Here is a 26,377-nt window from a genome sequence, read left to right as displayed (position 1 = left end):
TCGGCTGACAATGAAGATTAATAAGCACAAAAAAATGTTAGCAGAGGGGCCCGACTACAAGCCCCACAGCTGACATTGGATGTGCCTCAACGAAAAATATTATATCACTTCGAACTGCAATGGCTTTTTCAATGGGGAATTATGAGGAATGAAAAACGTTTTTTATGGAACAGATGACCGGCAGGTGACGACCATCACCTTAGCTAAAAAAAGCTGTGCTCCAATTGCCATGGCAGTTGATTTTTTTTCGATGCCATGGCAGCCTTGAATGATCCGGAACGAGGAGCAGCTTCATAGATGACAAGAAAAACCGTACTTTACGCCATTATCATCGCCGGTGTCTGCATTTCTGGCGCTGTTTTTCTGACCGCAAGCCCCACGGGCAAGAGACTTTTCGGCAAGGATTCAGCCCCTGCAAAGCCCCAGCTTTTCCGCTATGCATCCCTTTCCGGCCTGGACCTCTTCCGTTATGTCTGCACTACTGCCGGACTCACCCCCTCACCAGGCGGCGATCTTCTCCTGCAGGACGGCAACATCGCACGACTTTCCCTGCATGGGGATCTTCAGGCAGGCTTGCGTGCCGTGATGGAGAAAAGCAGGGTCCCCTATGCCGTCTTTATCGCCATAGAACCGAAGACCGGACGAGTGCTGGCCAGTGTCTCCCATTCATCCCTGTCGACGGAGTGGAAGAATCGCGCCCCATTCACCGGTTATCCCATGGCCTCCCTGTTCAAGATAGTCACTGCAGCAGCAGCCTTCGAGTCCGGTAAGGCCAATGCGCTCACACCACTTCACTTCCGCGGCAGGGCATCTTCGGAAAGCCCGAGCCGATGGGGCAAGCCAGGGCGAGGCGGAGATACCACCATTCCCTTGTGCAATGCCATGGCACGTTCGGTAAACCCGGCCTTCGGCAGGCTTGCAGAGGAATGTCTCGACATATCAATGCTTGCTTCGACGGCTAAACAGTTCGGTTTCGGCACCGCCCCGTTCGGTGGCAATTTCATTGCCACCGAGGAACTTCCCACACCCTCCACCAGTGGCGAGCTGATGCGCATGGCGGCCGGACTCGATCACCGGATCAAGATTTCCCCCTTCCATGTGGCCATGATTTTTGCCGCACTTGGCAATGGGGGAACAATGCCCGTTCCCTCCTTCGTCGACACCATCCATAAACCGGGGGGAAAAGAAATTTACCAGATGAAGCCATCCCCTCTTTTTACAATGACTTCACCACATGTGGCCGGCGAGTTGATCCGCTCCATGTACGGCACGGTCATTACCGGTACGGCGAAGACTGCTTTCAGGGATAGCAAAGGCCTTCGTTACCACAGCCTTATTCCAGTGGCAGGCAAAACCGGTTCCATCATCGGCTATGATCCCCGTGGTCATTACAACTGGTTTGCCGGCCTCGCCCCGGCAGACAATCCCCGGATAGCCTTTGTCGCCCTCACCATAAACGGCGATCTGTTGAGGCTGCGTGCCCCTCAACTGGGCCGCGCCGCCCTGGATATCTTTTTCGCCGGCAAGTAAGCATTTTTGTCCCATCCCCAGCCCCCTCCCCATGCCGGTAAGGTGACTTGCATCACCGCAAAAAATTCAATCTCCCCTTAATCTGATCAGAGACTCGCGCCGCCAGAGCTTCAGAAACTACCGAGGGGTATGCTGCTTGCCGCACGCCTACCCATGCCTGAAGCCGCATGGCACACCATTCAACAACAGCAACACTGCCACCAAAAGGTCCTGGAGGTACCATTCCGTGCAACCCATGAAGCTCAAAGTTTCACCAACAGCTCTTTTCCGTCTGATCCTGTTTTTCGTTGCAATTTTTCTCAGCGTCTCCCCGCTGTGCGCCAGCAGGTCCATGGCAGCCCAGGCAACACTGTCATGGGATCCTACCACTACCTACGCCGACGGAAGCCCTCTGACCGCTGTGGGAGGCTACCGGGTCCATGCCGGAACGGCCCCCGGCAGCTATTCCCAGAATATCAACGTGGGTAATGTCAATTCCTACACCTTCACCACCTTGAATGACGCCACCACCTACTATTTCGCCGTTACCGCCTATGATACCGCCGGCCTGGCCAGCGCCTTTTCCAACGAACTGCTCTACACGACACCGACACCGCCGCCCGCAGTCCCGGTTTATACCCTGTCGGCATCGGCAGGAGCCGGCGGCTCCATAACGCCTGCCGGTTCACTGGTTCTCTCCCAGGGAGTGAGCCAGACCTTTAGCATCACCCCGGCCACCGGCTACAGGATTTCCGCTGTTACGGTAGATGGTGTATCGGTGGGGGCAGTTACCACCTATGCCTTCAACAATGTCACCGCCAACCACACCATTCAAGCCACTTTCGTCGCCGCCGGCAGTACCCTGAAATCTTTTGCCGCCAACAGCGGCGGTGCGGCATTCACCGATGCAACCGGTTTGATTTACGGTGCCGACAGCGCTTTCAGCGGCGGAAGTGCCGCAAAAACAACAGCCGCAATCGGCGGCACCACCGACGATACCCTCTACCAGAGCGAGCGCTGGGGCAATTTCTCCTACAGCATCCCCGTAGCTAACGGCAACTATTCACTGACACTCAAATTCGCCGAGATTTACTTCTCCGCAGCAGGCCAGCGGGTCTTCAGCGTCACCGTCAACGGCCAGACCGTTATCAGCAACCTGGACATTTTTGCCAAAGTGGGCAAAAACGTGGCCTATGACGTGGTGATTCCGATCAACGTCACCACCGGCGCCGTAACCATCGGTTTCACCAGCACCAGGGACTACGGTAAGATCAGCGCCATCAAGATAAGCCCCTCAGCCGGCATTGCTTCATACGGCATCACAGCTTCCGCCGGAACCGGCGGCACCATAAGCCCTGCCGGCACTACCACGGTCACTGGCGGAAGCAGTCAGACCTTTACCATTATCCCGGGCAGCGGGTACAAAATCTCTGCCGTTACCGTCGACGGCACTTCGGTCGGGGCAGTATCCACCTACACCTTTAGCAACGTCACCGCCAATCACACTATTGCGGCAGCCTTCGTCCCGACAACATCGGCAGTACAATTTGCCGTCAACAGCGGCGGCACCGGGTTCACCGATTCAACGGGCGCCGTGTATCAGGCTGACGGCAGATTCAGCGGCGGATCTTCCGCCAAGACCACTGCGACCATCGCCGGCACCACCAATGACGTCCTCTACCAGTCCGAACGGTGGGGCAATTTCTCCTACACTATCCCGGCAGCCAACGGCAATTACCTGGTCACGCTGAAGTTTGCCGAGATTTACTTCTCAGCAGCCGGTCGACGGGTCTTCAACGTGGCCATCAACGGCCAAACCGTCATCAGCAACCTGGACATCTATGCCAAGGTGGGGAAAAACGTCGCCTATGACGTGGTGATTCCGGTCACAGCGACCAACGGCGCCATCACCGTCAAATTCACCAGCACCAAAGATTATGGCAAGGTGAGTGCGATTATGGTGAAGAGCATGTAGGTTAGAATGCCCATGGATGCTTCTTTTCGCCCCTCTGTTTCGCGGAGGGGCTTTTTTTTATTTCAGCAAAAGGTTTCGATAGGGGGAATCCATGGCCCCCCCTTGATGAATAGGAATACCCATATCATTTGCCTTGTTTCATCTTTTTGGTTATATTCCCCGGACAAACGCCAAAGGTGAGAAATGGTAAAAAAAGACTACCGCAACAACCTTATCGAAACGGCCACCCGACTTTTTGCCGAACGGGGACTCAAAGGCGTCAGCATCCGCGAGCTTTCCAAAGCTGCAGAGGTCAGCATTTCCATGATCTCCTATCACTTCGGCGGCAAGGAGGGACTTTATTCACTGGTCCTGCAGGAACAGTTCGCCTGTTTCGAGCAGATCGAAACCATCAGGGAGCTGGAGGCCGCGCCGCTGGAAAAAATCGAGGCCTACATCCGCTGGAGCATCAGGCGCCACCGGGAATACCCGTATCTGATGCGTTTCTATACCAGCGAGCTGACCAATCCCACACCCTACTTTGCCACCATTGTCGATCCGGCCATCAAGAAAGTCATCCGCATCCTCATGGACACCATTGGGGAAGGCATCCGCATCCGCCATTTTCGCCAGGGACTGAGCCCTGTGGATACGGTGCTGGCCATGGTGGGCATGGTCAATTACTACTTTCTCAGCACCCTCGCCACCCGGGAAATCGTCAGCCACTCACCCGAAAGGGATGAAGAACTGATCCGCCATTACATGGACCTGTTCGGCAAGGGAATTCTCACCTAGTGTCCCGTGCGGTTAGTTCACCGCAAGAATTCTGAGGGATTTTGGTTCCTGGCAAGGCGCGGCGATGCAGGCCTAGCAGGGCCTAAGCCAAGGAGACGCAACGCAGCCAGGGGCCAAAAGAGCCAGAATTGTAAGGAATGAATTAACCGATCGGGACACTAGCAGCAGCCAAAGCCTCCGCCACACGCCGCCACTCCCATTCTTCCCACTTACTGTATACAAATTTGATTGCAGGGTATTTTTTTAGATGTTAATATCCTCCCCCGAATTCGAACGAACGTTCGACCTGCAATTGATGCAGATATTTCTTACTGAGAAGAGGAGTAGGCAGATGTCGGAAATTCATGACAGAATTAGAAAAACAAGCCTCCACGCCAAGATCACCAAGGTGGAAGAAGTCATTCCGCTGTTCAAGAACGGAATGAATGTCGGTTGGTCCGGTTTTACCCCGGCCGGCTACCCGAAAATGGTCCCCATCGCCCTTGCCGATCATGTGGAAAAAAACGGCCTGCAGGGAAAACTGAAGTTCAACCTTTTCATCGGTGCATCGGTCGGGGTTGAGACCGAAGACCGCTGGGCATCACTGGACATGATCGACCGCCGCTGGCCTTACCAGACCGGCAAGAACATCCAGGCCGGCATCAACGAAGGGCGCATCCGCATGGGAGATCGTCACCTCTCCATGTTCGCCCAGGACCTTGGCTATGGCTTCTATACCAAGGATAACGGCGGCCGTCTGGATATCGCCATCATCGAATGTTCCGCCATCACCGAAAACGGCGGCCTGGTCCTCACCGCTTCCTGCGGCGCCGTCCCTGAAATAGTGCAGATCGCCGACAAGATCATCATCGAAATCAACACCTCCATCCCCAGCTTTGAAGGGCTCCACGACATCATCGAACCGGTCAATCCTCCCCACCGCCTCCCGTTCCTCATCAGCCGGGTTGACGATCGTGCCGGTTCTCCCTACGTGCGCATCGACACCGACCGCATCGTCGCCATTGTCGAATCCAAGCACCCCGACAACGGTCGTTCCTTCAGCGAGCAGGACGATACATCTAAAGCCATCGCCGACAACATCATCGATTTCTTCAAGTTCGAAGTGGATAACGGCCGGCTGCCGAAAAACCTGTTGCCGCTGCAATCGGGTGTCGGCTCCATCGCCAACGCCGTCATCGGCGGCTTGGCCAATGGACCGTTCAGCGGCCTCAATGTCTGGACCGAAGTACTCCAGGACACCATGCTCGACTTTTTCGATTCAGGGAAGCTGGACTTCGCCTCAACCGTCTCCCTCTCCTTCTCCGTTGACGGCTTCAAGCGTTTTTACGGCAACTGGGACAAGTATAGCAGCAAGGTGATGATGCGCCCCCTCTCCGTGGCCAACCACCCGGAACCGATCCGCCGTCTGGGCTGTATTGCCATGAATACCCCGGTGGAATTCGATATCTATGCCCATGCCAACTCCACCCTGGTAGGCGGCACCCGCATGATCAACGGCATCGGCGGCTCCGGCGACTTCCTGCGCAACGCCTACCTGTCCATCATGCATACCCCGTCGGCCCGTCCCACCAAGACCGACCCGACCGGCATCACCTGCGTCGTGCCTCACGTGCCCCACGTTGACCACACCGAGCACGACCTGGACGTCCTGGTCACCGAGCAAGGACTTGCCGACCTGCGCGGCCTCGATCCGAAAAGCCGCGCCCGGCTCATCATCGACAAATGCGCCCATCCGGATTACAAGCCGCTCCTCCAGGAGTACCTGGACATGGCGACCAAGGAATGCCTGGCAAGGAAGGCCGGCCATGAGCCCCAGCTTCTGGACCGGGTCTTCAAGATGCAGGTCAACCTGGCTAAGAACGGCACCATGAAAATCGATAACTGGGAAATCTGAGAAAGATTCCACAGCTGACAAAAAAAGGAGCGCTCCGCGAGGAGGGCTCCTTTTTTTCAAGCAATAAATATAATCAAACTCAGCCTTTGCACTCCAACTTGATTGCATCCAGCCCCTTGCATATCTGACCGGATATCTTTTCCACCTCTGCCAGTTGCTGCAATGCCTCTGCCTTCTGTCCTTTCCGATAGGCGATGACCGCTTCCCTGGCCAAGGTGTGAATCCGCTCGTGGGGGACTTCAATGGCTTTGAAGCTGGCAGCTTTGCCACACGTCTCCGTCCCCTCGCTGTAATACCATTTGCCGAAGCGACAGTTGCGATGATCGGGAAGCTGCGCCGGATCCAGATCCTGGTGCCCGTTGACCGCAGCTCCTACCTTGCCGACAAATAGCTGGTGGTCGGCTTTTGCCAGTTCCAGGATAAGCAGCTTGCTGCCTTTTGTCTTATAGGCAGCGGTTCTGTTTCTCAGTGTTTCGCTGGTCTGGGTCAGCGCGCTCACCTCCTGCAGCACATCTGAAGACATTCTTTCCATATCGCGGGCTATGTTGCTTGTTCTTTCCACATTGGCCGCCACATCGGAAGCGGTTGCCGATTGCTCCTCGATCGCCGTGGCAATCTGCACGATCTTGTCGCGCACCATTTGCACCTGTCCAACGATACTGTCCAGGGCTTCCTCCACCTTGCCGATGAATCCGGTGGCCCTCTCCACCTCGGTCGAGGCCGTATCCATGGAGTTGGCGGTTCGCTGGGATTCGTCCTGAACCTTGGTGATTTTGGTGCCAATTTCCCGTGTCGCCTTTATGGTCCGCTCGGCCAGCGCCCTGACCTCGTCGGCGACCACGGCGAAGCCGCGTCCCTGTTCCCCAGCCCTTGCTGCTTCTATTGCCGCATTCAATGCCAAAAGATTTGTCTGGTCGGCAATGTCTGAGATCACTTCCACAACACCGCTGATCTCAGTGACCTGGCTGTTCAGTTCGCCGACCATATGGGCCAGTTCCTTATTGCTGATCAAGACGCGATCGATGGCCTCAACCGCCTCGGCAGCCACGGTCTTTCCTTGCTGGGCTGTTTGCAGGGCATCTCCGGAAATGTCCGAAGCATTAGCAGAGGTCTGGGAGATGTCGGCTATGGTAAGACTCATCTCTTCGGCAGCGGTGGCGATCTGGGTGGCCTGCTCCGTCTGGCGCCGGGCTCCATCGGCGGTATTCTCGGCACGATTTTTCAGGATTGCCATGCTGCCGCTCAAACAGGCTGCCGATTGCACCACGTCATCGACCACATCGTGAAACTTGCCGACAACCCCCGTGAACGACTGCCTGAGCCGCTCTATTTCGTCCTTGCTGCCGGTCGCTCCAGCCTCTTCATCCGCAACGACGAGATTTCCTCCATCCACATCGGCAGCCGTTTTCAGCATATGATGCATGGAGGCCATGATCGACCGCCGGACCATGAATGTAGCCAGAAGAACCACCATGCTGGTTACGATTATCACCACCATTGTCAAAATGGCATTGATCCTGGTATCGGCTGCCTCACTGAATAGTTGTTCGAAAAGCTTGTCATTATCTTTCTTATGCTGCTCGTTGATACTGGCCGCATCCATGATAACTTTGTCACAGGCTTTGTCATAGGCATCCATCAAAACCTTACCCTGTTCAAAATCAGTCTGAAAGGCAGCAAACATTTTTTCACCCGTTTCCCACATGGCAGGCAGGTTCTTTTTAAGCTCCTCAAGATTGGCCAGCAGCCCTTTGTCCTGGTGATTGAGTTCAATGAGCCGATCAACTAATTTCAGCGCTTTGTCATAGGCAGGTTTCGCCTCATTATCGATCACCTCTCGCTCTTTTACCAGGGAAGCATCGGTAATATATTGCCAGACATTCGCCACCTGTAGTTGCAGTTCCTGGGTCAGCCGCCCTTCTTCCGAGTTGCCCCGCATGGTGCCCGCCTGTTCCTTGATTGTGCGTAGAGCACCGGCTACCATGGACGAGGAAAGGATGTTGAGAACAACCATGGTGGCTACAAGGATAATGACCAAATACAGCTTCTTCCCCATAGTAAACGACATTACTACCTCCGATGTTTTAATCCTGAACCCGGCTTTCCTCATTAATCGGTAAAGAATGGGTCCAGCTTGAGGGAATTCTGCAAGGGAAATATTCGTCGGAAGGCCTGAAGAGGATTAAGCAAACGCAGACGCGGGGAGAAAGGGAATCAGCCGATGCTGCCCATGGTGGCAAGGGCATAAATGAGCTGGGACCGATAGGCGGGTGACGCCCCCCGGTACATGAGGACAGTCCCACCGCACGGGGTGAAGCCCCGCTTGCGCAGGATAAAAGCGGCATTGCCATTGGAATCAGGGACGTCGAGAAAAACATCCCCCTGCCCCATCATCGTCAAAGCCTGTTCCAGCAAATTTTCCGCTGCCGGGAGGCTGCGGCAACACCATGGTCCCAGTTGCAGTGTCCCACCTGCATTCTGGACCATGCAAAAACCGTCAGGAACACTCAGCACCGTTCCCTGTTCTGCCGCTTTGCGGATGATGAGACTGCGGTGGTCCCCCCAGCCAAGCTGATCGAGTTCTTCGACCATCTCCAACGTATACCCCTGCTGTAATTTGCGGCTATTGATGTCGCCGCTCCCCCGCCAACGGGTGATCATGTCGATTTGGAAAAATCCAAGTTTTTCATACAGGGGTCGGCCGGACCGGGAAGCAGTCAACCAGATCGTCTCCGTACCGGCACGATCAAGGGAAGCAATGGCCTGCTCCATTAAGAACCGGCCAAGGCCTTGTCCCCGCAACTCAGCCCGTACCAGCAGATTACCGATCCACCCGCTTTTCCCATACTTCACAGAGGTGACGAAACCGGCGACGTGCTGATTATGGCGCGCCACCCAGCATCCTTGGCCAAAGTTCTCCAGGAGAAAATCGAATTCCCACTGCCCGCATTTCCACCCCTCTTTTGCCGCCAGGGCAAGAAAGAGCGGCACCTGGTAGGGGCGAAACGGTTCAATGGTAACCTCAGGCCGCACAGCCGACCTCTGCAGCTTTGAAATCAGTGTCGAGCAGCCCTACAGCATCGGCTCGACACTGGCGGCAATGCCTGAATTGGCCGATGATCCGCTCGTTTGCGCGTCGCACCTCCTCCAGTTGTGCCTCAGTTGGCGGCAAATGGGCGGCAAAGTCTGCCTGGGGGATGAGGGGCAGCACGTTCATGACAAATGCCCCCAGAGCCTTGACCTTTTCTGCAATCAGTGGCACCTGCCCTTCGTTGACTCCGGGAATGAGCACCGTATTTACCTTGATGGTCATACCGAACTCTGCTGCTTTCTTCAACCCCGCAAGCTGATTGGCAATGAGCATTTCCACCGCCTGGGGACCGTTCAGTTTTCGGCCATGGTAAAGGATGTGGGAATAGATTTTTGCGCCAACGGCTGGGTCGATGGCATTTATGGTAACGGTCAGGCTGTGCAGCCCCAGTTCCTGGAGCAGGTCGATCTTTTCAGGCAGCAAGAGTCCATTGGTACTCATGCACTTGATCAGATGCGGGAATTCCTCCCCCACCTGACGAAAAGTTTCGAAAGTTTCTTCATTTGCAAGGGGATCGCCAGGGCCGGCAATACCGACCACCTTTATCATGGAGCCAAGAACCTTGCTGGCCATCACCTCACGCACCTTTACCATGGCCTCTTCAGGAGTGAGGAGCCTGCTGGTCACGCCGGGCCTGGACTCATTGGCGCAGTCGTGACGGCGTGAACAGTAGCCGCATTTGATATTGCAGCGGGGAGCTACCGCCAGGTGCATGCGGCCATTCTGGTGATGGTTGCCGCCAAAACAGGGATGCCCCTGCATCTTGTTGTTTCCAGAGCATGAATTTGCCATAGAAATTCTCCTTCCGATATTTGATTTGGACGAAAAAAGCCCGGCAGAATATATCCACCGGGCTTCATTGCGCTATCGGAAATACGTCGCTGTATTCCCTTATTATTCAGTTTCTCATTACATTGCCAGTATCATGCCAGCCCGGCAGGTGGCCGTTTTCCCGCCTTATGCAAAAATGTTGGGCAGAAATGGCGGCAACTCGACCCGATAATGCCGGATATGATGGCAGAAATGTCCATGATTTAAGCAATCAGGCCGATAGCCCATTGCCCTGCCGTACAAAATGGGCGACGACAACTCGGCATGCTATATGTAATGGACATCCTGGGAGGAAAATGATCATGGCAAAGATAATCGACGAAACTTCCTTCATCACTGCCGAAGAAGCGGCAGACAGATTGGGTACGACCAACGTGCAGGTGTTGATGTTGATGAGGAATAAATCCCTGACAGGAAGACTGAGCGAAGGGGAATGGCTCGTCACCAGTGAATCGGTGGCCCGTTGGCAGGCTGCTGCCCCGGAGGAGAGACAATTGAAAATCTGCACCGGCTCCTGCACCGGTTGCAGCTGTTCATGAATGCCCAGCTGCGGGAAATCCTTTCCCGAAGCCAGGCTGCTTTTATGGGACTTGCCATTGGAGATGCCCTGGGCGCGCCGGTAGAATTCATGACCACCGGAGAGATCAAAGCCAAATATGGGCTTCTCAAAGACCTGGTCGGTGGCGGATGGCTGCGCCTCAAGGCCGGACAGGTTACCGACGATACGGAGATGACCCTCTGCATTGCCAGGGCCATGGTTGCGGAAGGTGGCATGTCTCTAAGGGCCGTCGCCGACAACTTCGCCGCCTGGCTGAAATCCAGGCCCATAGATGTGGGGGACACCTGCCGCAAGGGAATCAGGAACTACATGCTGAAAGGGACTCTGGAAACCCCCTTCAACCAGTGGGATGCCGGTAACGGCGCCGTGATGCGCATCCTGCCGGTGGTTCTGGCAAATTTGGGAAATGATGGGGAACTGGAAAGACAGGTGGTGGCCCAGGCCCATCTCACCCACAACCATCCTCTCTCCGACTCGGCCTGCATCTGCCTGGGCAGAATGGTTTCCCACGCCGTCTGCGGGTACTCCAAGTCCCGCCTGCGCAAAGAGGTGGATGCACTGATCGCGGCCCACCCCGCTTTTCGCTTCGATCCATACAAAGGCCTCGCCACCGGCTACGTGGTCGATACGATGCAGACCGTCTTTCACCACTTTTTCCGGGGGAGTAATTTCGAAGAATGCCTGGTGAGCACGGTTAACCAGGGGGGAGATGCGGATACCACCGGCGCCATCATGGGCATGCTGGCCGGCGCCTATTACGGTATGGAGAACATCCCGCGGCGGTGGCTGAGGAAGCTGGACAGGAAGGTCATGGAGGAAGCGACGATGCTTGCCGGGCGCCTGGTGCGGCTATCATCGGCTGTCAATTTACCGTAAGTCTAGTTTCCATCCGGCATACGCTGGATGGCAGCTGAACGCGGAGACCGGCCCCCAATATTACGGCGCAAGATTGAGTCGCGCCTGATGATTTAGGAAAAGCCTGGGAGCATGCTCCTGGGCCTTTTGCGTTTTGGGGATTACTGTGCCTCGTTTTTTAATTTTTCCCATTGAGTTGGGCAAATATTTGGTGTAGTGATGGTGGTGCTGCTGCAGGCGCCCGGCATCTGTAAGGTGGGTTTGAGGAAAAGCTGTAGATGCTTCATCTCTAACTGTCAATAATTTGTTGTACACAAAAATTAAAAGATGGAGGTCGAGTGTAATGTCAAGAGAAGTAGTTTGCTCTAATTGTGGCATGCTTATAAACAAAGGAGAAGGGCCAATAGATTCTCTGCCAGATCCTTGCGCCTCATGCGGTTCTATCGCTCGTACAGTCAAGCTTGTTATCTGCGAAAAATTAGAACTCCACGAGGCGTTAAAGGGAAAAGTCAAAGATAAAAACTTCCCTTCTAAGAAAAATCCACGACGTGAATTCTTTGTAGGAGATGAGATCAGAGCATCTGACAGTAAGTGGATGAAAAAGGAAAGAAATATAGACAAAGATAATGACAAATATAGAGAAGTCGTAGTTAATCCAGAGAATGGTGAATTGGTTCATCACTGTGAAGAATCTCTCAAAGATCATATAGGTCACGGCTCCGCAAAGATAAAAAAGAATTGAGTCAACTCGTCGTTTTTCACCTTATCAAGAACTCGTGAACGATGTACAACAAAGCGCTGGACCGGCCTAGAAGCAAAGGCGGCAGGTCAGTTCTCCCACCTTATATGAGGAAGCGAGGTAGAATCAATGAAGTCCTTTCATTCAGACTTGCCGATTAATGGAGATCATGAAACACCAGATCGGCTGAACAGATCCGAATACTCAACTCGCATAGCGAATTCACTCGTTTTGTCACAGGAATCGGCAGGCGTAGTCATATCGATCGAGGGCAAATGGGGATATGGAAAATCATCGACGATAAATCTTATAAAAAAAGAACTTAGGGCAGACTCATCGAATAATCCGATAATTTTTGACTTTAATCCATGGCTTGTTGGTAACGCCAGCAATCTAGTACAAGAGTTCTTAGTACAATTTGCATCAGCTATAGGCACATCTGACAGAGCAAAAGAAACACAAGATGCTGCTAAACAATTACTTGCATATTCTCAGATTTTTACGGTTCTAAAATGGGTACCCGGTGCCGAGCCATGGGCGTCTTTAGTTGAAAAGGTTTTGGAACTGCTGCTAGCAAAATAGGAAAGCTAAAAGAACTGAGCATCGAAAAACGTAAAGAGTCGGTAATCGGTGCTTTAAAGGAATTGAAACGACCAATCATTGTGTTCATCGATGATTTAGACCGATTGCCGCCCGATGAAGTATTTCAAATGATTCGAGCTGTAAAGGCAGTTTCAGAGTTTCCTCGAACTCTGTTCATGCTTGCTTTTGAGAGAAAGTACGTCGAAGAAGCATTGATTTCACACAACATAAAAGATGCAGACAAATATTTAGACAAAATCATTCAGGTCCGCCTCAACTTACCTAAGATTAGCAAGGTCGACCTTCATAAGTTAGCCACAGAGGAATTAGCAAATCTTGCTGATGTCAATCTCACAGAACATTTCAGTACTGATCAAGATCGACTTACTGAAGTCTATCATCTTTGTGTAAAGCCAATAATTCAATCACCAAGAGAAATTAAAAGAATTTTCAATAGGCTTTATTTTTTAGAGAAAGCTATAAGAGGTGAGGTAGCGTTTTCTGACTTGTTTGGGCTTGAGGCTCTAGCTATAAAAGCTCCTTCAATCTATGAACACATTGTATCTAATCCAGGTGCCTATACAGGAATACCCCCTGAGGTCGATTACACCCTTGAAAAGCCTGAGGAGTATATAAAAAAATTTGAAGAGGATAGAAGGAAGGAGATCGAGAAAATAGATCCATCTGAAAGGGGCTACATAAACGAGCTATTGAAAACCCTTTTCCCTCTTATCGAAGGGTCACAATTTGGACATTTAAGTCAATCGCAGTATTCGAAAGAGGGAAGAATCGCTTCCAATGACCGTTTACTGATTGCAATAACCTATGGATTGCCATCTGAGGAGGTCTCAACAAAGGATGTGAATAGGTTTATTCAATTGCCAAATGAACGAGATGAAATTCTTAAGTTCTATGAAAGAACCGATACTATCGAACGTTTTATTGAGTTGATGCGACAAGGCAACGAACAACTGAATCCTGTAGATCCATTAAACTTTCTTGTAACAATAGGAAGAATAATCGAATTGGATGTGACAAAAGAGATAGAAAGTAAGCCCAGACAAATGCTTGCAGCTGGACCAATTAGACAGTGCTGGTGGGTTGCAAAGAAGGTTCTTTCAGAACTAAGCGCAGAAGAACGTAAAAATATGATTTTCAAGTTAGTAGATGAGGAACAGATAATATCGCTTACATCACATATTATTAGTGAAGTTATACGACAACATGGAATTATTTCCAAGGAAAAGGAATTGCCTGAAACTGAGAGATGGGTTGCTTCAGACGAGCTTAGAGAATTAAGCGAAAGATGGATTACTATAACCTCTGAAGCCTTTAGAACCAAATCCTTCCTAACTGCTAGTGATAAATCTCACATCTTTTTCATGATGCTAAATCTAGCACATGAAGAATTGCCAGCACTCGTTGGACCGCTATTAATAGATGATGCCGATCTAGATTCTTTTGTTCAGGTTTTCAGGGGCTATGGCCAAGACAGTACCAAAGGCGGATTTATCCGCATTGAAGAGAGGTGGCTTGCCTCAATCGGCGACATTGATAAGCTGCGTTTACGAGCCGAAGAGCGGATTGAGGCCGGAGTGGGCGACATGGCATTACGAGCCATTTATCAAAGCATTAGAACAGGCAAGGAGTATTACACGGTAGATGCATCTGAACGTGAAGATTGGTGACACATAACCCAGGAGCGGGACGGAGCTCTAATCCAAGCGGCAGGATGCCGGGGCATCGGCATATCGGCTCACCTTGACAGAAAAGGATTAAATTAGTGTCAAGGTGTAGACCTGACACATATTCTTCCCTTAGACCTGACACATATTCTTCCCTCTGACACATATTCTTCCCTCCACCTGGCCGAACGCCAGTCAGGTGATCTCCCGGCCCGTTGAGCAAATAACAGGAATGCCAATAGGTAGGACTCAAGTGAAGAAATTAGGATTCTTAGTCTTGTTGTTGTTATCGCTCCCTAAGCATGCTCTGTGCAAAGAGCTTCTATTCAGACAAATTCCTTACGATCTGAGTTATAAGGACACTCTGAAAGCCGTTAAAAAAACATTCCCAAATCGAAAGTTACATAAAGGCAAAGAAACAAATGACGCATATCGTCCGATACAAGACGAAACTGTCACTATCGATGATGTGAACATTGGCGGGCAGAAATACGATATACGCTTCTATGTTGACCCAGAAGACAAACTCTATAAGTGCACCATATTCGGGCGAAATGCTGAAGATAGGGTTGTAATGCCGCTAATCAGGTTTTTGAAGAGCCGGTACGGGGGTAGCTATTCGATTGGTGACACGGAACTGTACTATGGTACTTTACGGTTTCATCACTATAAGCATTTTAAGAATTATGTGTGGACAGTATCCCGTCAGAAAGTACGGCTGGATTTTGGAAGAAGCCTTCCTAAGAGTGCTTTTGTATATGTTGACATTCAAAAGATAAAATAGCTCGACAAGATGGCGGCACACGGTCTCCGCTTCGCTCCGCCGGTGCGCCCCCACGACGTGAAAGATAAATATGAAATCGATTAAAATCAAAACGGTTGCAGATGGAGTCCTAGCACACCCATCGCTGCCAAAATAACCTTGGACCGCTTCAAATTCGGCATTGGCCTCACACCGTACACGGCACCACCCGCACCTGATACTCCCCGCCGATCACCATGTATTCCCCCTCTCCTTTCATTATGCTGTTTGGAAGCAGGTCATTGTAGAAAAACACCTTGGAGAGCGGCACCTGCACCTCCCAGACCGTGAAACCGAACTCCCAGGCCCGCTCTTCCTCCGAAGTGAACGATGAAAGATTGTTGAGGCGCACCAGCTGCTGCCGTTTGCCCATATTTTCCAGCACGTCATGTTCGCCGGCATCGAAGGTGCCCCGGTAGAGTGTGAGCAGGCGCTTTTCCGGGTAGCGCCTTGCCAGTTCGTACTGGCCGTACTCGTAGAGAAGATCAAGCTGGGAATTGATGGCATTGGTGCGGGCACTTCCCCTGGTCCTGTCCATGGCGAAGATCATGTACTCTTCCCCATGGATACCGGGAATGCGTATCTTGTGGAAGGTGGGGGGAAGTCCCATGCGGCTCTCCACCCAGCCCTTGAGCACCGCTCCTTCCACGGAATTGGAGTCCATCATCCAGCCCCGCAAAAAGCGGAGGTAGCTGTTCTTGATGCTTTTCCTGGCAGTGTCCGTGGACTGGCTCTGCCACTGGTGGAGCTGGAACTTCACCGACATGTAGTCGTTGAAGACCAGCGCCCGTTCCTCGGGAGAAGGGAGAGCCTCCAGCTTCTCGAAAAGAAAGCGGTTGGCCTGCCTGACCCCCTGAATTTCCAGCGGCTGCGGGTTATCGTTGAAATGGCGGGAGGCAATGACCCAGGGAGGGAGATTGCAGTGATTAAAAGAAGTATTTTCCATAGCCAAACCAACTTTCGAGGTTCGAGGTTCGAGGTTCTAGGTTAGGAGTTAGCAATCACCAATAACCAATCACCCTTGATTCCACACCCTTCAAAGCATTTTCCCCAATTCCACCAGCGTCGGCTTGATCGGCCCTTCGGTCACAAAGACGTCCAGCCCCAGGCGCTCCATCTCCATTTGCGGCGCCTGGCCGATCTGGGCGCAGACCATCGCCCGGCAGTCCACTAGTGCTTCGGCAATGGCTGAAAGGAGATGAGCACGCATGGGGTGATCTTGATCCATTGAGCAGTAGCGCTCCACCTTCTTTTCATCCACCAGCTTCGCCTCGTTGCCTGCAACGTCATAAATCAGGAAACGCTCGGCATGGCCGAAGTGCTGGTCGATTTCTTTTCCGTCTTTCGAAGCTACGGCGATCAGCATAAGTCCTCCTCTGAGGAACGAAGATTTCCGGAACCTGGCGGCGTTTTGCTTCGGAGCCCATTGTGCGACGTAGCGCTGCTACGCCTCCGCCGGGACTCCTCGCAAAGCCTTGCCAGAACCCGAAACTCTTCGCCCCATAGGTTAACCGCTTTTTCAGGTTTTAAAACCAACCGGCTGCGGATTTTGCGGCAAGAGCAAGGAGGGCCGAAGACCAACGCAGCTATTGCCCAAAAGCCACAGCCGTTATGCCAACACTGGCTCGAATGAGAAACATTTCTTGCTACACGTCCTGCCACACGCCTGACACCCGATGCAGTTGTCCGGATTCGCCACCCGCATGAACATCTTGGCCGAATCGTCCTCGTCCACCTCTTCGAAGGCCAGCACCCCGTGGGCGCATACTTTGTAGCAGCGGGCACAGCCGATACAAGTTTCCTCATCGATCGCCTTGATGAATTCGGGAGTATATTCTGTCTTGTTTCTTCTCAATCCTGTAATGTAAGCCATGGTCCAATCCTCCATTTTTGTTATTCATCCAGAAAGGATGTAAGTTTGTCCTTGTTCATCGCCTTCCTCAGCCAGGGAGGTGGTGCCCCCCTGAGCACTTCCTGAAGCTTGCCGACAATCTCGGCAACCGGAACTTCCGTATTTGTTTTCATGGGATTTATTTTTCTCGCCACCAGCTTGGCCGCTGCAGGCCCGCCGATCTGCATGGTATAGACGATGGCGCAATCAAGAAGCACATCGGCCCGTGCGCCTATTTTGTCCTCTTCATCATCACCATGAATACCCACCCTTACCGTCTCCAGGAAATGAGCTTCGTCAGGACCAATCTCCCAGACATGGAAGCTGTCCGACATGCCGAAATGCTGGTCGATTATCTCGCCCGTACTGCTGGTAAATGCCACTTTCATTATTCATTCCTCCTTGGAGTTGACTTTAAGCTTCCATTTCGCGCTCAAAGCTACCCTGAGTCCCCCTACAGTGCAGGGGGTAAGACGGGAACTAATTGTGCGCCAGTTTTTGCGATTCTTTTGCATTGGCCTGAAATATGTTCGCCACTTCAAAAACCAGGTTCATGGTCCCCCGGTATCCCACCCACATCTTCTGGTGGGCACCCAGGCGATCGAAAACGGGCAGGCCCGCCCGCAGATGGGCTTTGATCCCCAGTTTCGCCGCTGCCTGACGGCCGTTGGAGTTGGCCACCAGCAGGTCCGCCCCCAGAGCCGCGGTCTCAAGGTCCTCCAGGTCTCCGACAAAAACAGTAGCGCTGGGAAGAGCGTCAAGCCCACGGGTTCTGGTTGCAGAGAGCGCGGCCTGAACTTCGCACCCCATGCCTGCCAGAAAGCCGGTCAAAGTCTTCAGATTGTCAGCCTCAAGGGCCAATGCAACCTTCTTGTTGCCAAACTGGTAATGGCTGTCCACCATGGCGTCCGTGAGCCTGCTGCGCCAGCGGCGATGCTTTTCCGGGATCGGTCGGCCGCTGATGGCCGACAGGGTCTCCATGAGCATATCCACCTCTTTGAGACCGGTAACGGAAGTAAAGCCGTAGGCAGGAATGCCGCAGCGCTCCTTCAGTTTCAGCGCTGCCTTTGCCAGGGAGTCTCCAATATAGAGCGTTGCCGCGCTACGCCCAGCCGCCCGGATGTGCTCCACAGTGATGCCCCCGGTGGAGAGCGGGGAGACGGTGTCGTCGATGTGGCCGTCCAGGGCGTTGGAAATATCCGGGATCACCACCGGCGTGAGGCCAAAGGACTCGGTGATCTCCTTCAGCGCCTCCACATCGGCTGGGGTCAGATGCACACCGGGGAGGAGGTTGACTTGGGTGACAATGGTCGCTTCGTCCTCTTCCTCCACCAGGGCATCGACAATCGCCTCCACAGCCGCTGCATAACCTTCCTGCATGGAACCGCAGTAGTCCGGGGTCGAGGCCCAGACGACCGGAACATGATCGTACTGGGGATTTTCCCGGCGGAAGTGCACGATGGCACTGCGCACGTCGTCCCCCATGGTTTCCGTAAGTCCCGAGGTCATGACCCCGACAACCCTTGGATCGAACTTCTCGATAACCCTGCCAATGCCCTTTTTCAGATTCTCCCAGCCGCCGAAGATGGCGGTGTCTTCGCTCATGGCTGTGGAGTTGAGGGCGATGGATTCCTTGAAATGCCTGGACAGCTGGAGACGGATGAAGGTGCTGCACCCCTGGGCGCCATGGAGGAGGCCCAGCATCCCATCAATGCCAAGAAAAGCCAGGGTTGCTCCCAGGGCTGGCGAATTTTTCTGGGGATTGACGGTGGACTGCTTAATTCTCACTCCCCCTTGATGGGAGAGGGTTGGGGAGAGGGTGACGTTGCCATCACTGTTGCCTGCTGGGCTGACAGCCCCCTCCCCCTGTCCCCTTCCCAACAGAGGAGGGGGACACAAGGATTCGGCTGCCGGAATCGGCAAGGCAAGGAACCGCTCCCCATGACCTGCAGCCCCTGCCACATCCGCTGCCAGCTCCATTGCGCTTTTTTCCCATGGAAATGCTGCATTGAGCGCTGGCCAGATGGGATTGTTTACCGTCAAATCCAGCTGCCTGGCAAAGGTCACCATTCCTTCGTAACCGGCATAGGGATGGGAGCGGCCATGATTGATATCGAGAAAGGGGGTCCTGGTCTTGAGGGCCAGGAACTTGGTCTTGCCCCCGGCCACGATCAGATCGGGCATCTTCTCCTGCATCACCTTGAGGAGACCGGCGGTGGAGGTGTCCTCTATAATCTTCGCGTCCTGATGCATCAGCCCTTTCATGCGATAAAAATCTTCAAGGGTGGAGTTCTGGGTACCGGCGGCCAGGATCTCAACCCCCAGTTCCCGCAGGGCATTGACCATGGACCAGGTCTTGACCCCGCCGGTGAAAAGCACCGCACGCTTCCCTTCCAGCCTCGCCCGGTAAGGGGCAATGGCAGTCCGGCACTTGGCCTCTTCCTCCTCGATAAGTTTCTCCACCCGGTCCTGCATGACCCGCTTTTCCAGCCCACCCACCGCGTCGTCCAGTTCCCGGGCAATGTCACGGAGGGCCTTGGCCGTATCGGTCATGCCGTAGAAGGATTCTTCGATGTAAGGCATGCCGAAGGTCTTCTGCATCTTCTTGGCAAGATTGGTCAGGGATTTGGAACAGATAATGACGTTGAGCCTGGCCCGGTGGGCATAGCGCAGCTCTTCAAATTTGGCATCGCCGGAAAAGCAGGAAAGGATTCGGATACCGAGTCGATCGAAAAGCGGCAGCATGCCCCACAGGTCGCCGGCGATGTTGTACTCGCCGATCAGATTAATTGAGTATTCCCCCAGCACCGGCGGCTCGGCGGTGCCGATGACATACTTGAAGAGGATCTCGCCGGCCAGGCGGTTGCCGATGTTTTTGTCGCCGATGAAGCCGGGAGTATTCACCGGTATCACAGGCACGACAACCTTTTCCGCGGCAGCCTTGCAGACCGCCTCCACGTCATCACCGGTCATGGCAGTGACACAGGTGGCATAAACGAAGATGGCCTTGGCCTCGGGATAGCGTCCTGCCACTTCCAGGATCGCCTTGTAGAGCTTCTTCTCGCCGCCGAAGACCACGTCATTTTCCAGCATCTCGGTGGTAAAGCCTCGTCGATAGAGCTGGGACCCCGATGAGCGCGCCCCCCTGTTGTCCCAGGAATTACCGGCACAGGCGATGGGACCATGGACCAGGTGAATGACGTCCGTAATAGGCATGAGGACGACCCGTGCACCGTCATAGGCACAGCTGCGCTCGGTCCCCTCACCCGGTTCGGACTTTTTGCAGAACTTGGGTGCGCCTGCATCGTTGGTCTTGCAGTCGGTTACATCATAATAGTCGGGCTTTGCCATGTTTAGTCTCCCTTTCATCAATGCGAAGCCTGAAAAAAAAGGCGCCCCCATCTATGAAATGGTTGGCGCCTTTGCCAATAACCTGCATATGCGATATTGCTTTACTGTCTCTTGAGCATTTGCCGTGCCAAGATGATCATGATTCAACTTCTGCGTTATTTCCGCCAGTTGCCTGATTCTTTTCGTTGTTGCCCAAAGGAAATGCCTATAATTTGGGCAGCCATCCGCTTTAAGAGCATTATTGAGTGATGAAGAGGGCAATTATTGCAAAACTCTAACAAACAGGTATAGTTGCTAACGGAAGAATCCTCCTTCAACCCGCCCAGACAGTACCGCTTCCTGTTATCAAATAGATCTCCGTGGAGAGTATAATGCGGATATGTACGACCTTGCCGACGCAACAGACTAAAGGGCCTGCTTCCACAGGCCTTTTTTATTGCCCACTGCACCAAAATGATCAAGTTCAGCCTGCCTCTGCAAAAAGTAAAATGCTTTTATTCATGAATCTGGTGATAGCCGGCTAAAGGTAACCTGACCTGGAACACCAGTAAAAAAAACTAAAAGGAGGGCAACAAAGTGACAAGAAAAAGGATCAGCAGAAGGAAGTTCATGGCTCTTAGCTCTTGTGGCATAACCGGAGCGTATCTGAGTCTGCACACGGGGCTGGCACAAGCTATGATGGGCAACAGCCGTATGGGGGGAGGAACGACAATCATCAACCCGCCGCCGGGAGCTGTTTTCCGTGATCCTCCCGAGGCGGTAAAGAACATCAATGGTGTCTATGAGTTGGCCATTGAGGAAACCAGCATCAATGTCAATGGGACGCTTGCTACCCTCCTCACCTATAACGGTTCATTCCCCGGGCCAACCATTCGGGCGAAGCGGGGAGAGAATCTTCTGGTGCAGTTGAAGAACTTCCTCCCTCATACTTCGGAAAAGAACATTTTAGGCCACACCAAAAACATCACCAACCTGCATACCCACGGTCTCCATGTCTCGCCCAAACCGCCGGCTGACAGCATGATGATCCAGCTGCATCCGGGAGAGATCTACGATTACAATTACTGCATGGACTTTGAAGAACCGGGACACTTGAACTTCTACCATCCCCACGTGCACGGGGTTGTCGCCGAACAATACTGGGGGGGACTGGCCGGTCCATTGGTGGTGGAGGATGAAACAGCGGCACTGGTCGGCCTGGAAACCCACATCATGGTGCTGAAAGACCTTACCCTGAGCGGATCGGTGCCGGAGCCTTATACTTCAACCATGCAATACATGCACGGTAAGGAAGGGAACCTGGTCATGGTCAACGGCCAGGTGAATCCGGTGCTTAATATCCAGCCGGGACAGGTGCAGAGGTGGCAGATCGTCAATGCCTGCAATGCCCGCTTTTTCAACCTTGCCCTGGAAAATCATTCCATCAATCTGATCGGCACGGATGGCGGTCTGCTGGATAAGCCCTATCCTGTATCCTCAATACTCCTGTCGCCGGGAGAGCGTGTAGATATCCTGGTCAAGGCAAACCAGGCGAAAAAGAGCTACCGCTTCCTTTCCCTCCCCTACAACCGTGGCGGCATGAGCACTCAACAGCAGGTCACCCTCCTGACCCTCTCCTACAAAGGCTCCCAGCTGAATAGTTCACTGCCTGACTCAATCAATACGGATGCCAAACGGGTTGCCATGGATACGACAGCTCTGCCACAGCGCAGGCTTACCCTGAGCATGATGCAGGGCAAAGGATACATCAACGGCCAGACCTTCCTAGGCATGGACAACGCCTGCACCATCATGTCACACCTGGGGGGCTGGGAAGTATGGGAGATCGTCAACCAGAGCGGCATGGATCACCCCTTCCACCAGCACGTCAACTCAGCCCAGGTATTATCCATAACCGGTGGCGATTCCGCCTATACCTCCCTTTACACCAAGATCCCCGCCTGGAAGGATGTGGTCATCGTCCCTAAATGGGGAAGCGTCAAGCTGCTGGTACCTGTCATGGACTGGGATGGCATGACCATGTTCCACTGCCACATCATTGAGCATGAGGACATAGGCATGATGGGGGTGTGGGATATAATGGCAGAAGGAATGCCCATGTGACGCAACCGGACTAGCTGCAGCATCAATGTGCACCAACAAATCAGTAGATGCAGTCATTATACAGAGGAGGACATCCATGGGCAGAAAAACGCAGATTGTTATCGGATTAACTGTTGCATTGCTGATTACCGGCGGAGTCAGTGCCGCGGCAGAACTGTCACCCATTGAAGAACTGGGAAAATTGCTCTTCTTTGAGAAAGGGCTTTCCAACCCTCCCGGACAGTCTTGTGCCTCGTGCCACGACCCCGGAGTTGGCTGGACCGGTCCGGACTCCGCCACCAATTTGTCTAAGGGGGTCTATGAAGGGGCAGTCCACACCAGGTATGGTAACCGTAAACCCCCTGCATCGGCCTATGCCGGTTTCAATCCGTTGTTGCACCAGTGCGGCGACATGATGGGCGGTGGTGGCATGGGCGGTGGTGGCATGGGTGGTGGTGGCATGGGTGGTGGTGGCATGGGTGGTGGCGGCATGGGTGGTGGCGGCATGGGTGGTGGCGGCATGGGTGGTGGCGGCATGGGTGGCATGTCATGCAACAGCGGTGACTTCGTCGGCGGCATGTTCTGGGATGGTCGCGCCAGCGGCTGGGTCCTGGGCGATCCCCTTGCCGAGCAGGCCATGGGCCCGTTCCTTAATCCCCTGGAACAGAACAACCCCAACGCCCGGCATCTCTGCCTGCAGGTGCGCAAAGCCGGTTATGAGAATCTCTTTGAACAGGTATGGGGGGAAAAGAGCCTGGATTGTGTCAAGGACGTGACGGGAACCTATCAACGCATCGGCAAATCCGTGGCGGCCTATGAACGATCAGCGGAGGTAAACCCATTTTCTTCCAAGTTCGATGCCTTCTGGAAAAATTCATTGGGCAAGATGCCGCCGGTGCAAAACATCAACGGCATGAACTGGAGCAAATTCAAGAACCGCGGTCTGGACGAGGCTGAGTTAAAGGGATTGGCCCTCTTCAATTCCAAGGGCAAATGTTCGACCTGCCACATCATCATGCCCATGCGTGGCAGTCAGGCACCCCTGTTGACCGATTTCCGATACCACAACCTGGGGATGCCGAAGAACCCGGACAACCCGTTTTACTCGATGCCGAAGCAGTGGAACCCCCAGGGCGAGGCCTGGATCGATCAGGGGCTGGGGGGCTTCCTGGCAAAGACTGCCGGCATGACCGACCTGTACGGCAACCCGAGGGACTATGTCCAGAATGCCACATTGAATTATGGCAAGCACAAAACCCCTTCTCTACGTAATGTGGACAAACGCCCGACATCTGATTTCGTCAAAGCCTATGGGCACAATGGTTATTTCAAGAGCCTGCAGGAGATCGTTCACTTCTATAATTTGCGCGATGTGCTGCCACCCTGCAGCAGTGCAGACCCACCGAAAGACCCTATGGGAGGTGCCACTTGCTTTCCTGCACCGGAAGTGGGCACCGACATTGATCGGGTAAACATGGGAAATCTTGGCCTGACACCACCTGAGGGCATGGCGCTGATGAAATTTTTACAGACACTTTCGGATGGTTACTCACAGCCATAAATACTGATGTCATCCCTGGCGTATCAACAGCAATTTTACGGCTTGTGCATAAACAAAAAAGAGATGCTTAGCCAATGGCCAAGTATCTCTTTTTTTGTCCTGATTGAGCTTCTGGCGCATGGCCTCAGATGGGCAAAGGTCGAAAATGTCGTAGAAGGTAATGATCATAGCCATGACGATGGTTTTGCCGCTGCCGGTGGCCATCTTGTTGCAGAGGCGCTGCCACTCTCCACCATCGCCGGGGAGATGAATTCCCTGCCGGGGGCACTCACAAGTTTCTGAGAGTGCCCTTTTGTTTTTTTCACAATAACTGCGAGCGAGATTTTTTCGTCAGGTCAAGGCGCCGAGGAAGAGCGCGGAGGCGTAGCAGCGGAAAAGGCTCGCTCGCAAAGGAGCGCGGATTTCTTGTCCTGGCAAGGCTGTCGAGGGGACGGGCGGAGGCGTAGCAGCGCTACGCCGCACAACCGGCCTCGAAGACTTACGCAGCCAGGGCGAGAAAGTCGCGCTTCCCTAGGAGTCTGTCGGACTTAGGAATGAATCTGCTGCGAGAATAGCAGATCGGTCCATATTCCCGGAAATTTTCGACAAATAGGTCCACTATTCGTCTTCAAATTTCCGTAAATCTGTCCTCGACCTGCTATCCTCTCGCTACGATCCCCTAAGTCAGACAGACTCCTAGCGCATCATCTCGAAGTGCCGGTCCTCGCACGTCTCATCCCTCATCTCGATGAACTTGTTGCAGATGGTCGACACCATGTTGATTGTCCCCTGATAGCCGATCAGCGGGTAGCGGTGCAGGTTGACCCGGTCGAAGACCGGGAAGCCGAAACGGAAAAGGGGGATGTTGGCATCCCGTGCGGCGAACTTGCCGTGGGTATCGCCGATCATGGCGTCTACCGGATCGGTCATGACCAGGCTGCGCAGGTGCCACAGGTCCTTGTTGATGTATATCTTGCCATCCTTGCCGTAGGGAGAGGCGTCAAGAAGCGCCTGGATCTCTTTCTCCAGTTTTTTGGTCCCCTTGCTGCAGAGGATGTGGTACGGACGGGCGCCCATTTCCAGCAGGAATGAGACGTAGCCGAGCAGATAGTCGGGATCGCCGAAGAGGGCGAACTTCTTGCCGTGCATGTATTGGTGGGCATCGGTCATGGCATCCACGGCGCGACCGCGTTCGGCCTTGAGTGATTCGGGAACCGGCTTGCCGAAAAGCTCGGAGAGCTTCATGATGAATGCATCGGTTTTCTCCACACCAAAGGGGGTCGGCAGGGCAGCATGCTTGCCGGCATAATTGTCCTTGAGCCAGCCGAAGGTCTTGGCGGTGGAATAGGTGCCAAGGGCGATGGTCGCCTTGCCATTGATGGAATCGGCGGCGTCTTCCAGCTTGGTGCCGCCCGGATAGGCGCGGTAGGTGCCGTCAAGCGGCGAGTCGAAGGTCTCGGAAATATCGGCCAGCAGGGTGTAGGGAATGCCGAAGGCCTCCAGTATCCGCTTGTACTCCCGGTAATTGCCGGTATTGGCATCGAAACCGGCAATCAGGTTCAGCTTACCGGTGCAGCGCCCCTCCACGGCCTTTCCTTCCGTCAGGGTCTGGAGGATGGAGAGAAGCATGGCATCATAGCCATGGACGTGGGAGCCGTTGAAGCTGGGGGTATTGGCATAGGGGAGCGGGAAATCCTGTGGGATGCACCCCTTCTGCCTGGCATTCTTGATGAAGGCGGTCAGGTCGTCGCCGATGATTTCGGGCATGCAGGAGGTGAAGATCGGCATCATCTTCGGCTTATAGATGGTATAGGCATTCTCCAGGGCCTCATGGAGGTTGTTTTGGCCTCCGAACACCGCGCCGTCCTCGGTCATGGAGTCGGAGACAGCCGGGGCAGGCTCACGGAAGTGGCGGTTGAGGGTGGAGCGGTAGTAGGAAGCGCACCCCTGGGAGCCATGGACAAAGGGGAGGCTCCCCTCGAAGCCATGGGCAGCCAGCTCGGCACCCAACGGCTGGCAGGCGTGGGCCGGGTTGATGACCAGCGCCTGGCGGGCAAAGTTCTTTTCCTTGTATTCTTCGGTATTGATCCACTCGGCCACCCGCTTTACTTCGGATTCGGGGGTGTCAGTCACATATTTCACAGCAGCTTCAGAGCTCATAGTAGTTTCTCCTTAGGGGAATGCGCCCTTTCCGCGATAACTGCGTCAGGCCTCACA

At 53.6% G+C, this 26,377-nt stretch carries 21 protein-coding genes; 12 read left to right on the top strand and 9 right to left on the bottom strand.

The annotated features are described in order from the left end of the window. The first annotated feature begins 297 nt into the window (after window positions 1–297). From GEOB_RS12885 to GEOB_RS12870, 4 genes are all read left to right on the top strand, one after another. A complete protein-coding gene (locus GEOB_RS12885; RefSeq protein WP_012647676.1) occupies window positions 298–1,530 on the top strand; it encodes a penicillin-binding transpeptidase domain-containing protein in 1,233 nt (410 codons plus the stop codon). A gap of 235 nt (window positions 1,531–1,765) precedes the next feature. Next, window positions 1,766–3,484, top strand: coding sequence for a malectin domain-containing carbohydrate-binding protein (locus GEOB_RS19385; RefSeq protein ID WP_230199054.1), 1,719 nt, complete (start codon window positions 1,766–1,768; stop codon window positions 3,482–3,484). Between the two features lie 183 nt (window positions 3,485–3,667). Continuing rightward, entirely contained in the window at window positions 3,668–4,258 is a 591-nt protein-coding gene (locus tag GEOB_RS12875) for a TetR/AcrR family transcriptional regulator (protein ID WP_012647674.1), read from the top strand. Window positions 4,259–4,589: 331 nt separating this feature from the next. Beyond that, a complete protein-coding gene (locus GEOB_RS12870; RefSeq protein WP_012647673.1) occupies window positions 4,590–6,152 on the top strand; it encodes an acetyl-CoA hydrolase/transferase C-terminal domain-containing protein in 1,563 nt (520 codons plus the stop codon). 79 nt (window positions 6,153–6,231) lie between these two features. Here GEOB_RS12870 and GEOB_RS20605 read toward each other — a convergent pair whose 3' ends face one another. From GEOB_RS20605 to GEOB_RS12855, 3 genes are all read right to left on the bottom strand, one after another. Continuing rightward, a complete protein-coding gene (locus GEOB_RS20605) occupies window positions 6,232–8,220 on the bottom strand; it encodes a methyl-accepting chemotaxis protein (protein WP_012647672.1) in 1,989 nt (662 codons plus the stop codon). Window positions 8,221–8,366: 146 nt separating this feature from the next. Then, complete coding sequence (locus GEOB_RS12860; RefSeq protein WP_012647671.1) at window positions 8,367–9,185, bottom strand: GNAT family N-acetyltransferase; 819 nt, start codon at window positions 9,183–9,185, stop codon at window positions 8,367–8,369. After that, window positions 9,175–10,035: a radical SAM protein gene (locus GEOB_RS12855; RefSeq protein WP_012647670.1), complete on the bottom strand. Its 861-nt coding sequence runs from the start codon at window positions 10,033–10,035 to the stop codon at window positions 9,175–9,177. Before GEOB_RS12855 ends, GEOB_RS12860 begins: the two co-directional genes overlap by 11 nt. Window positions 10,036–10,376: 341 nt before the next feature. On the opposite strand from GEOB_RS12855, the gene GEOB_RS12850 reads away from it, so the two are divergent. The 5 genes from GEOB_RS12850 to GEOB_RS12830 all read left to right on the top strand — a co-directional run bounded on the left by GEOB_RS12850 (window position 10,377) and on the right by GEOB_RS12830 (window position 14,497). Further along, window positions 10,377–10,613, top strand: a complete 237-nt coding sequence (locus tag GEOB_RS12850; protein ID WP_012647669.1) for a hypothetical protein — start codon at window positions 10,377–10,379, stop codon at window positions 10,611–10,613. After that, on the top strand, window positions 10,610–11,509 hold the full coding sequence (draG, locus tag GEOB_RS12845; RefSeq protein ID WP_012647668.1) for an ADP-ribosyl-[dinitrogen reductase] hydrolase: 900 nt from the start codon (window positions 10,610–10,612) through the stop codon (window positions 11,507–11,509). Before GEOB_RS12850 ends, draG begins: the two co-directional genes overlap by 4 nt. Window positions 11,510–11,831: 322 nt before the next feature. After that, window positions 11,832–12,230, top strand: coding sequence for a hypothetical protein (locus GEOB_RS12840; protein WP_012647667.1), 399 nt, complete (start codon window positions 11,832–11,834; stop codon window positions 12,228–12,230). Between the two features lie 126 nt (window positions 12,231–12,356). Then, window positions 12,357–12,809 carry a P-loop NTPase fold protein gene (locus GEOB_RS20560; RefSeq protein WP_041267146.1) on the top strand — a complete coding sequence of 151 codons (453 nt, stop codon included), beginning with the start codon at window positions 12,357–12,359 and terminating at the stop codon, window positions 12,807–12,809. Next, window positions 12,806–14,497, top strand: a complete 1,692-nt coding sequence (locus tag GEOB_RS12830; protein WP_083767148.1) for a P-loop NTPase fold protein — start codon at window positions 12,806–12,808, stop codon at window positions 14,495–14,497. The genes GEOB_RS20560 and GEOB_RS12830 overlap by 4 nt, the downstream gene beginning before the upstream one ends. Window positions 14,498–15,444: 947 nt before the next feature. Here GEOB_RS12830 and GEOB_RS12820 read toward each other — a convergent pair. From GEOB_RS12820 to GEOB_RS12800, 5 genes are all read right to left on the bottom strand, one after another. Continuing rightward, window positions 15,445–16,242 (bottom strand): NAD(+)--dinitrogen-reductase ADP-D-ribosyltransferase, encoded by a 798-nt coding sequence (locus GEOB_RS12820; protein WP_012647665.1) that lies wholly within the window; start codon window positions 16,240–16,242, stop codon window positions 15,445–15,447. Between the two features lie 90 nt (window positions 16,243–16,332). Next, the gene (locus GEOB_RS12815; RefSeq protein ID WP_012647664.1) at window positions 16,333–16,662 is read right to left on the bottom strand and encodes a NifB/NifX family molybdenum-iron cluster-binding protein; all 330 of its coding nucleotides are present in this window, start codon (window positions 16,660–16,662) and stop codon (window positions 16,333–16,335) included. Between the two features lie 243 nt (window positions 16,663–16,905). After that, window positions 16,906–17,169 carry a ferredoxin III, nif-specific gene (gene fdxB / locus GEOB_RS12810; RefSeq protein ID WP_012647663.1) on the bottom strand — a complete coding sequence of 88 codons (264 nt, stop codon included), beginning with the start codon at window positions 17,167–17,169 and terminating at the stop codon, window positions 16,906–16,908. A gap of 20 nt (window positions 17,170–17,189) precedes the next feature. After that, window positions 17,190–17,576: a nitrogen fixation protein NifX gene (gene nifX, locus GEOB_RS12805; protein ID WP_012647662.1), complete on the bottom strand. Its 387-nt coding sequence runs from the start codon at window positions 17,574–17,576 to the stop codon at window positions 17,190–17,192. 91 nt (window positions 17,577–17,667) lie between these two features. Further along, the gene (locus GEOB_RS12800; RefSeq protein ID WP_012647661.1) at window positions 17,668–20,538 is read right to left on the bottom strand and encodes a bifunctional nitrogenase iron-molybdenum cofactor biosynthesis protein NifEN; all 2,871 of its coding nucleotides are present in this window, start codon (window positions 20,536–20,538) and stop codon (window positions 17,668–17,670) included. Window positions 20,539–21,114: 576 nt separating this feature from the next. On the opposite strand from GEOB_RS12800, the gene GEOB_RS12795 reads away from it, so the two are divergent. The 3 genes from GEOB_RS12795 to GEOB_RS20160 all read left to right on the top strand — a co-directional run bounded on the left by GEOB_RS12795 (window position 21,115) and on the right by GEOB_RS20160 (window position 24,463). After that, on the top strand, window positions 21,115–22,641 hold the full coding sequence (locus tag GEOB_RS12795; RefSeq protein WP_041267143.1) for a multicopper oxidase family protein: 1,527 nt from the start codon (window positions 21,115–21,117) through the stop codon (window positions 22,639–22,641). 76 nt (window positions 22,642–22,717) lie between these two features. Beyond that, entirely contained in the window at window positions 22,718–24,181 is a 1,464-nt protein-coding gene (locus tag GEOB_RS12790) for a cytochrome-c peroxidase (protein WP_012647659.1), read from the top strand. 63 nt (window positions 24,182–24,244) lie between these two features. Next, window positions 24,245–24,463 (top strand): acylphosphatase, encoded by a 219-nt coding sequence (locus GEOB_RS20160; protein WP_154650493.1) that lies wholly within the window; start codon window positions 24,245–24,247, stop codon window positions 24,461–24,463. 393 nt (window positions 24,464–24,856) lie between these two features. On the opposite strand, the gene nifK is transcribed toward GEOB_RS20160, so the two are convergent. After that, on the bottom strand, window positions 24,857–26,320 hold the full coding sequence (gene nifK / locus GEOB_RS12780; RefSeq protein ID WP_012647657.1) for a nitrogenase molybdenum-iron protein subunit beta: 1,464 nt from the start codon (window positions 26,318–26,320) through the stop codon (window positions 24,857–24,859). Window positions 26,321–26,377: the final 57 nt, after the last annotated feature.

The sequence above is a fragment of the Geotalea daltonii FRC-32 genome (genome assembly GCF_000022265.1).
Taxonomy (GTDB): domain Bacteria; phylum Desulfobacterota; class Desulfuromonadia; order Geobacterales; family Geobacteraceae; genus Geotalea; species Geotalea daltonii.
The sequence above is the reverse complement of the archived record's forward strand: the minus strand, read 5'-3'. Positions and strand labels throughout refer to the sequence as shown.

Bases quoted from the DNA above. Each gene is read 5' to 3' on its own strand.
- GEOB_RS20605 (WP_012647672.1), bottom strand. From the start codon at position 8,220: ATGTCGTTTACTATGGGGAAGAAGCTGTATTTGGTCATTATCCTTGTA.
- GEOB_RS12855 (WP_012647670.1), bottom strand. From the start codon at position 10,035: ATGGCAAATTCATGCTCTGGAAACAACAAGATGCAGGGGCATCCCTGT.
- GEOB_RS12870 (WP_012647673.1), top strand. From the start codon at position 4,590: ATGTCGGAAATTCATGACAGAATTAGAAAAACAAGCCTCCACGCCAAG.
- draG (WP_012647668.1), top strand. From the start codon at position 10,610: ATGAATGCCCAGCTGCGGGAAATCCTTTCCCGAAGCCAGGCTGCTTTT.
- GEOB_RS12820 (WP_012647665.1), bottom strand. From the start codon at position 16,242: ATGGAAAATACTTCTTTTAATCACTGCAATCTCCCTCCCTGGGTCATT.
- GEOB_RS19385 (WP_230199054.1), top strand. From the start codon at position 1,766: ATGAAGCTCAAAGTTTCACCAACAGCTCTTTTCCGTCTGATCCTGTTT.
- GEOB_RS12885 (WP_012647676.1), top strand. From the start codon at position 298: ATGACAAGAAAAACCGTACTTTACGCCATTATCATCGCCGGTGTCTGC.
- GEOB_RS12875 (WP_012647674.1), top strand. From the start codon at position 3,668: ATGGTAAAAAAAGACTACCGCAACAACCTTATCGAAACGGCCACCCGA.
- GEOB_RS12840 (WP_012647667.1), top strand. From the start codon at position 11,832: ATGTCAAGAGAAGTAGTTTGCTCTAATTGTGGCATGCTTATAAACAAA.
- GEOB_RS12790 (WP_012647659.1), top strand. From the start codon at position 22,718: ATGGGCAGAAAAACGCAGATTGTTATCGGATTAACTGTTGCATTGCTG.
- GEOB_RS12850 (WP_012647669.1), top strand. From the start codon at position 10,377: ATGGCAAAGATAATCGACGAAACTTCCTTCATCACTGCCGAAGAAGCG.
- GEOB_RS20560 (WP_041267146.1), top strand. From the start codon at position 12,357: ATGAAGTCCTTTCATTCAGACTTGCCGATTAATGGAGATCATGAAACA.
- GEOB_RS20160 (WP_154650493.1), top strand. From the start codon at position 24,245: ATGCTTAGCCAATGGCCAAGTATCTCTTTTTTTGTCCTGATTGAGCTT.
- nifX (WP_012647662.1), bottom strand. From the start codon at position 17,576: ATGAAAGTGGCATTTACCAGCAGTACGGGCGAGATAATCGACCAGCAT.
- GEOB_RS12815 (WP_012647664.1), bottom strand. From the start codon at position 16,662: ATGCTGATCGCCGTAGCTTCGAAAGACGGAAAAGAAATCGACCAGCAC.
- GEOB_RS12800 (WP_012647661.1), bottom strand. From the start codon at position 20,538: ATGGCAAAGCCCGACTATTATGATGTAACCGACTGCAAGACCAACGAT.
- nifK (WP_012647657.1), bottom strand. From the start codon at position 26,320: ATGAGCTCTGAAGCTGCTGTGAAATATGTGACTGACACCCCCGAATCC.
- fdxB (WP_012647663.1), bottom strand. From the start codon at position 17,169: ATGGCTTACATTACAGGATTGAGAAGAAACAAGACAGAATATACTCCC.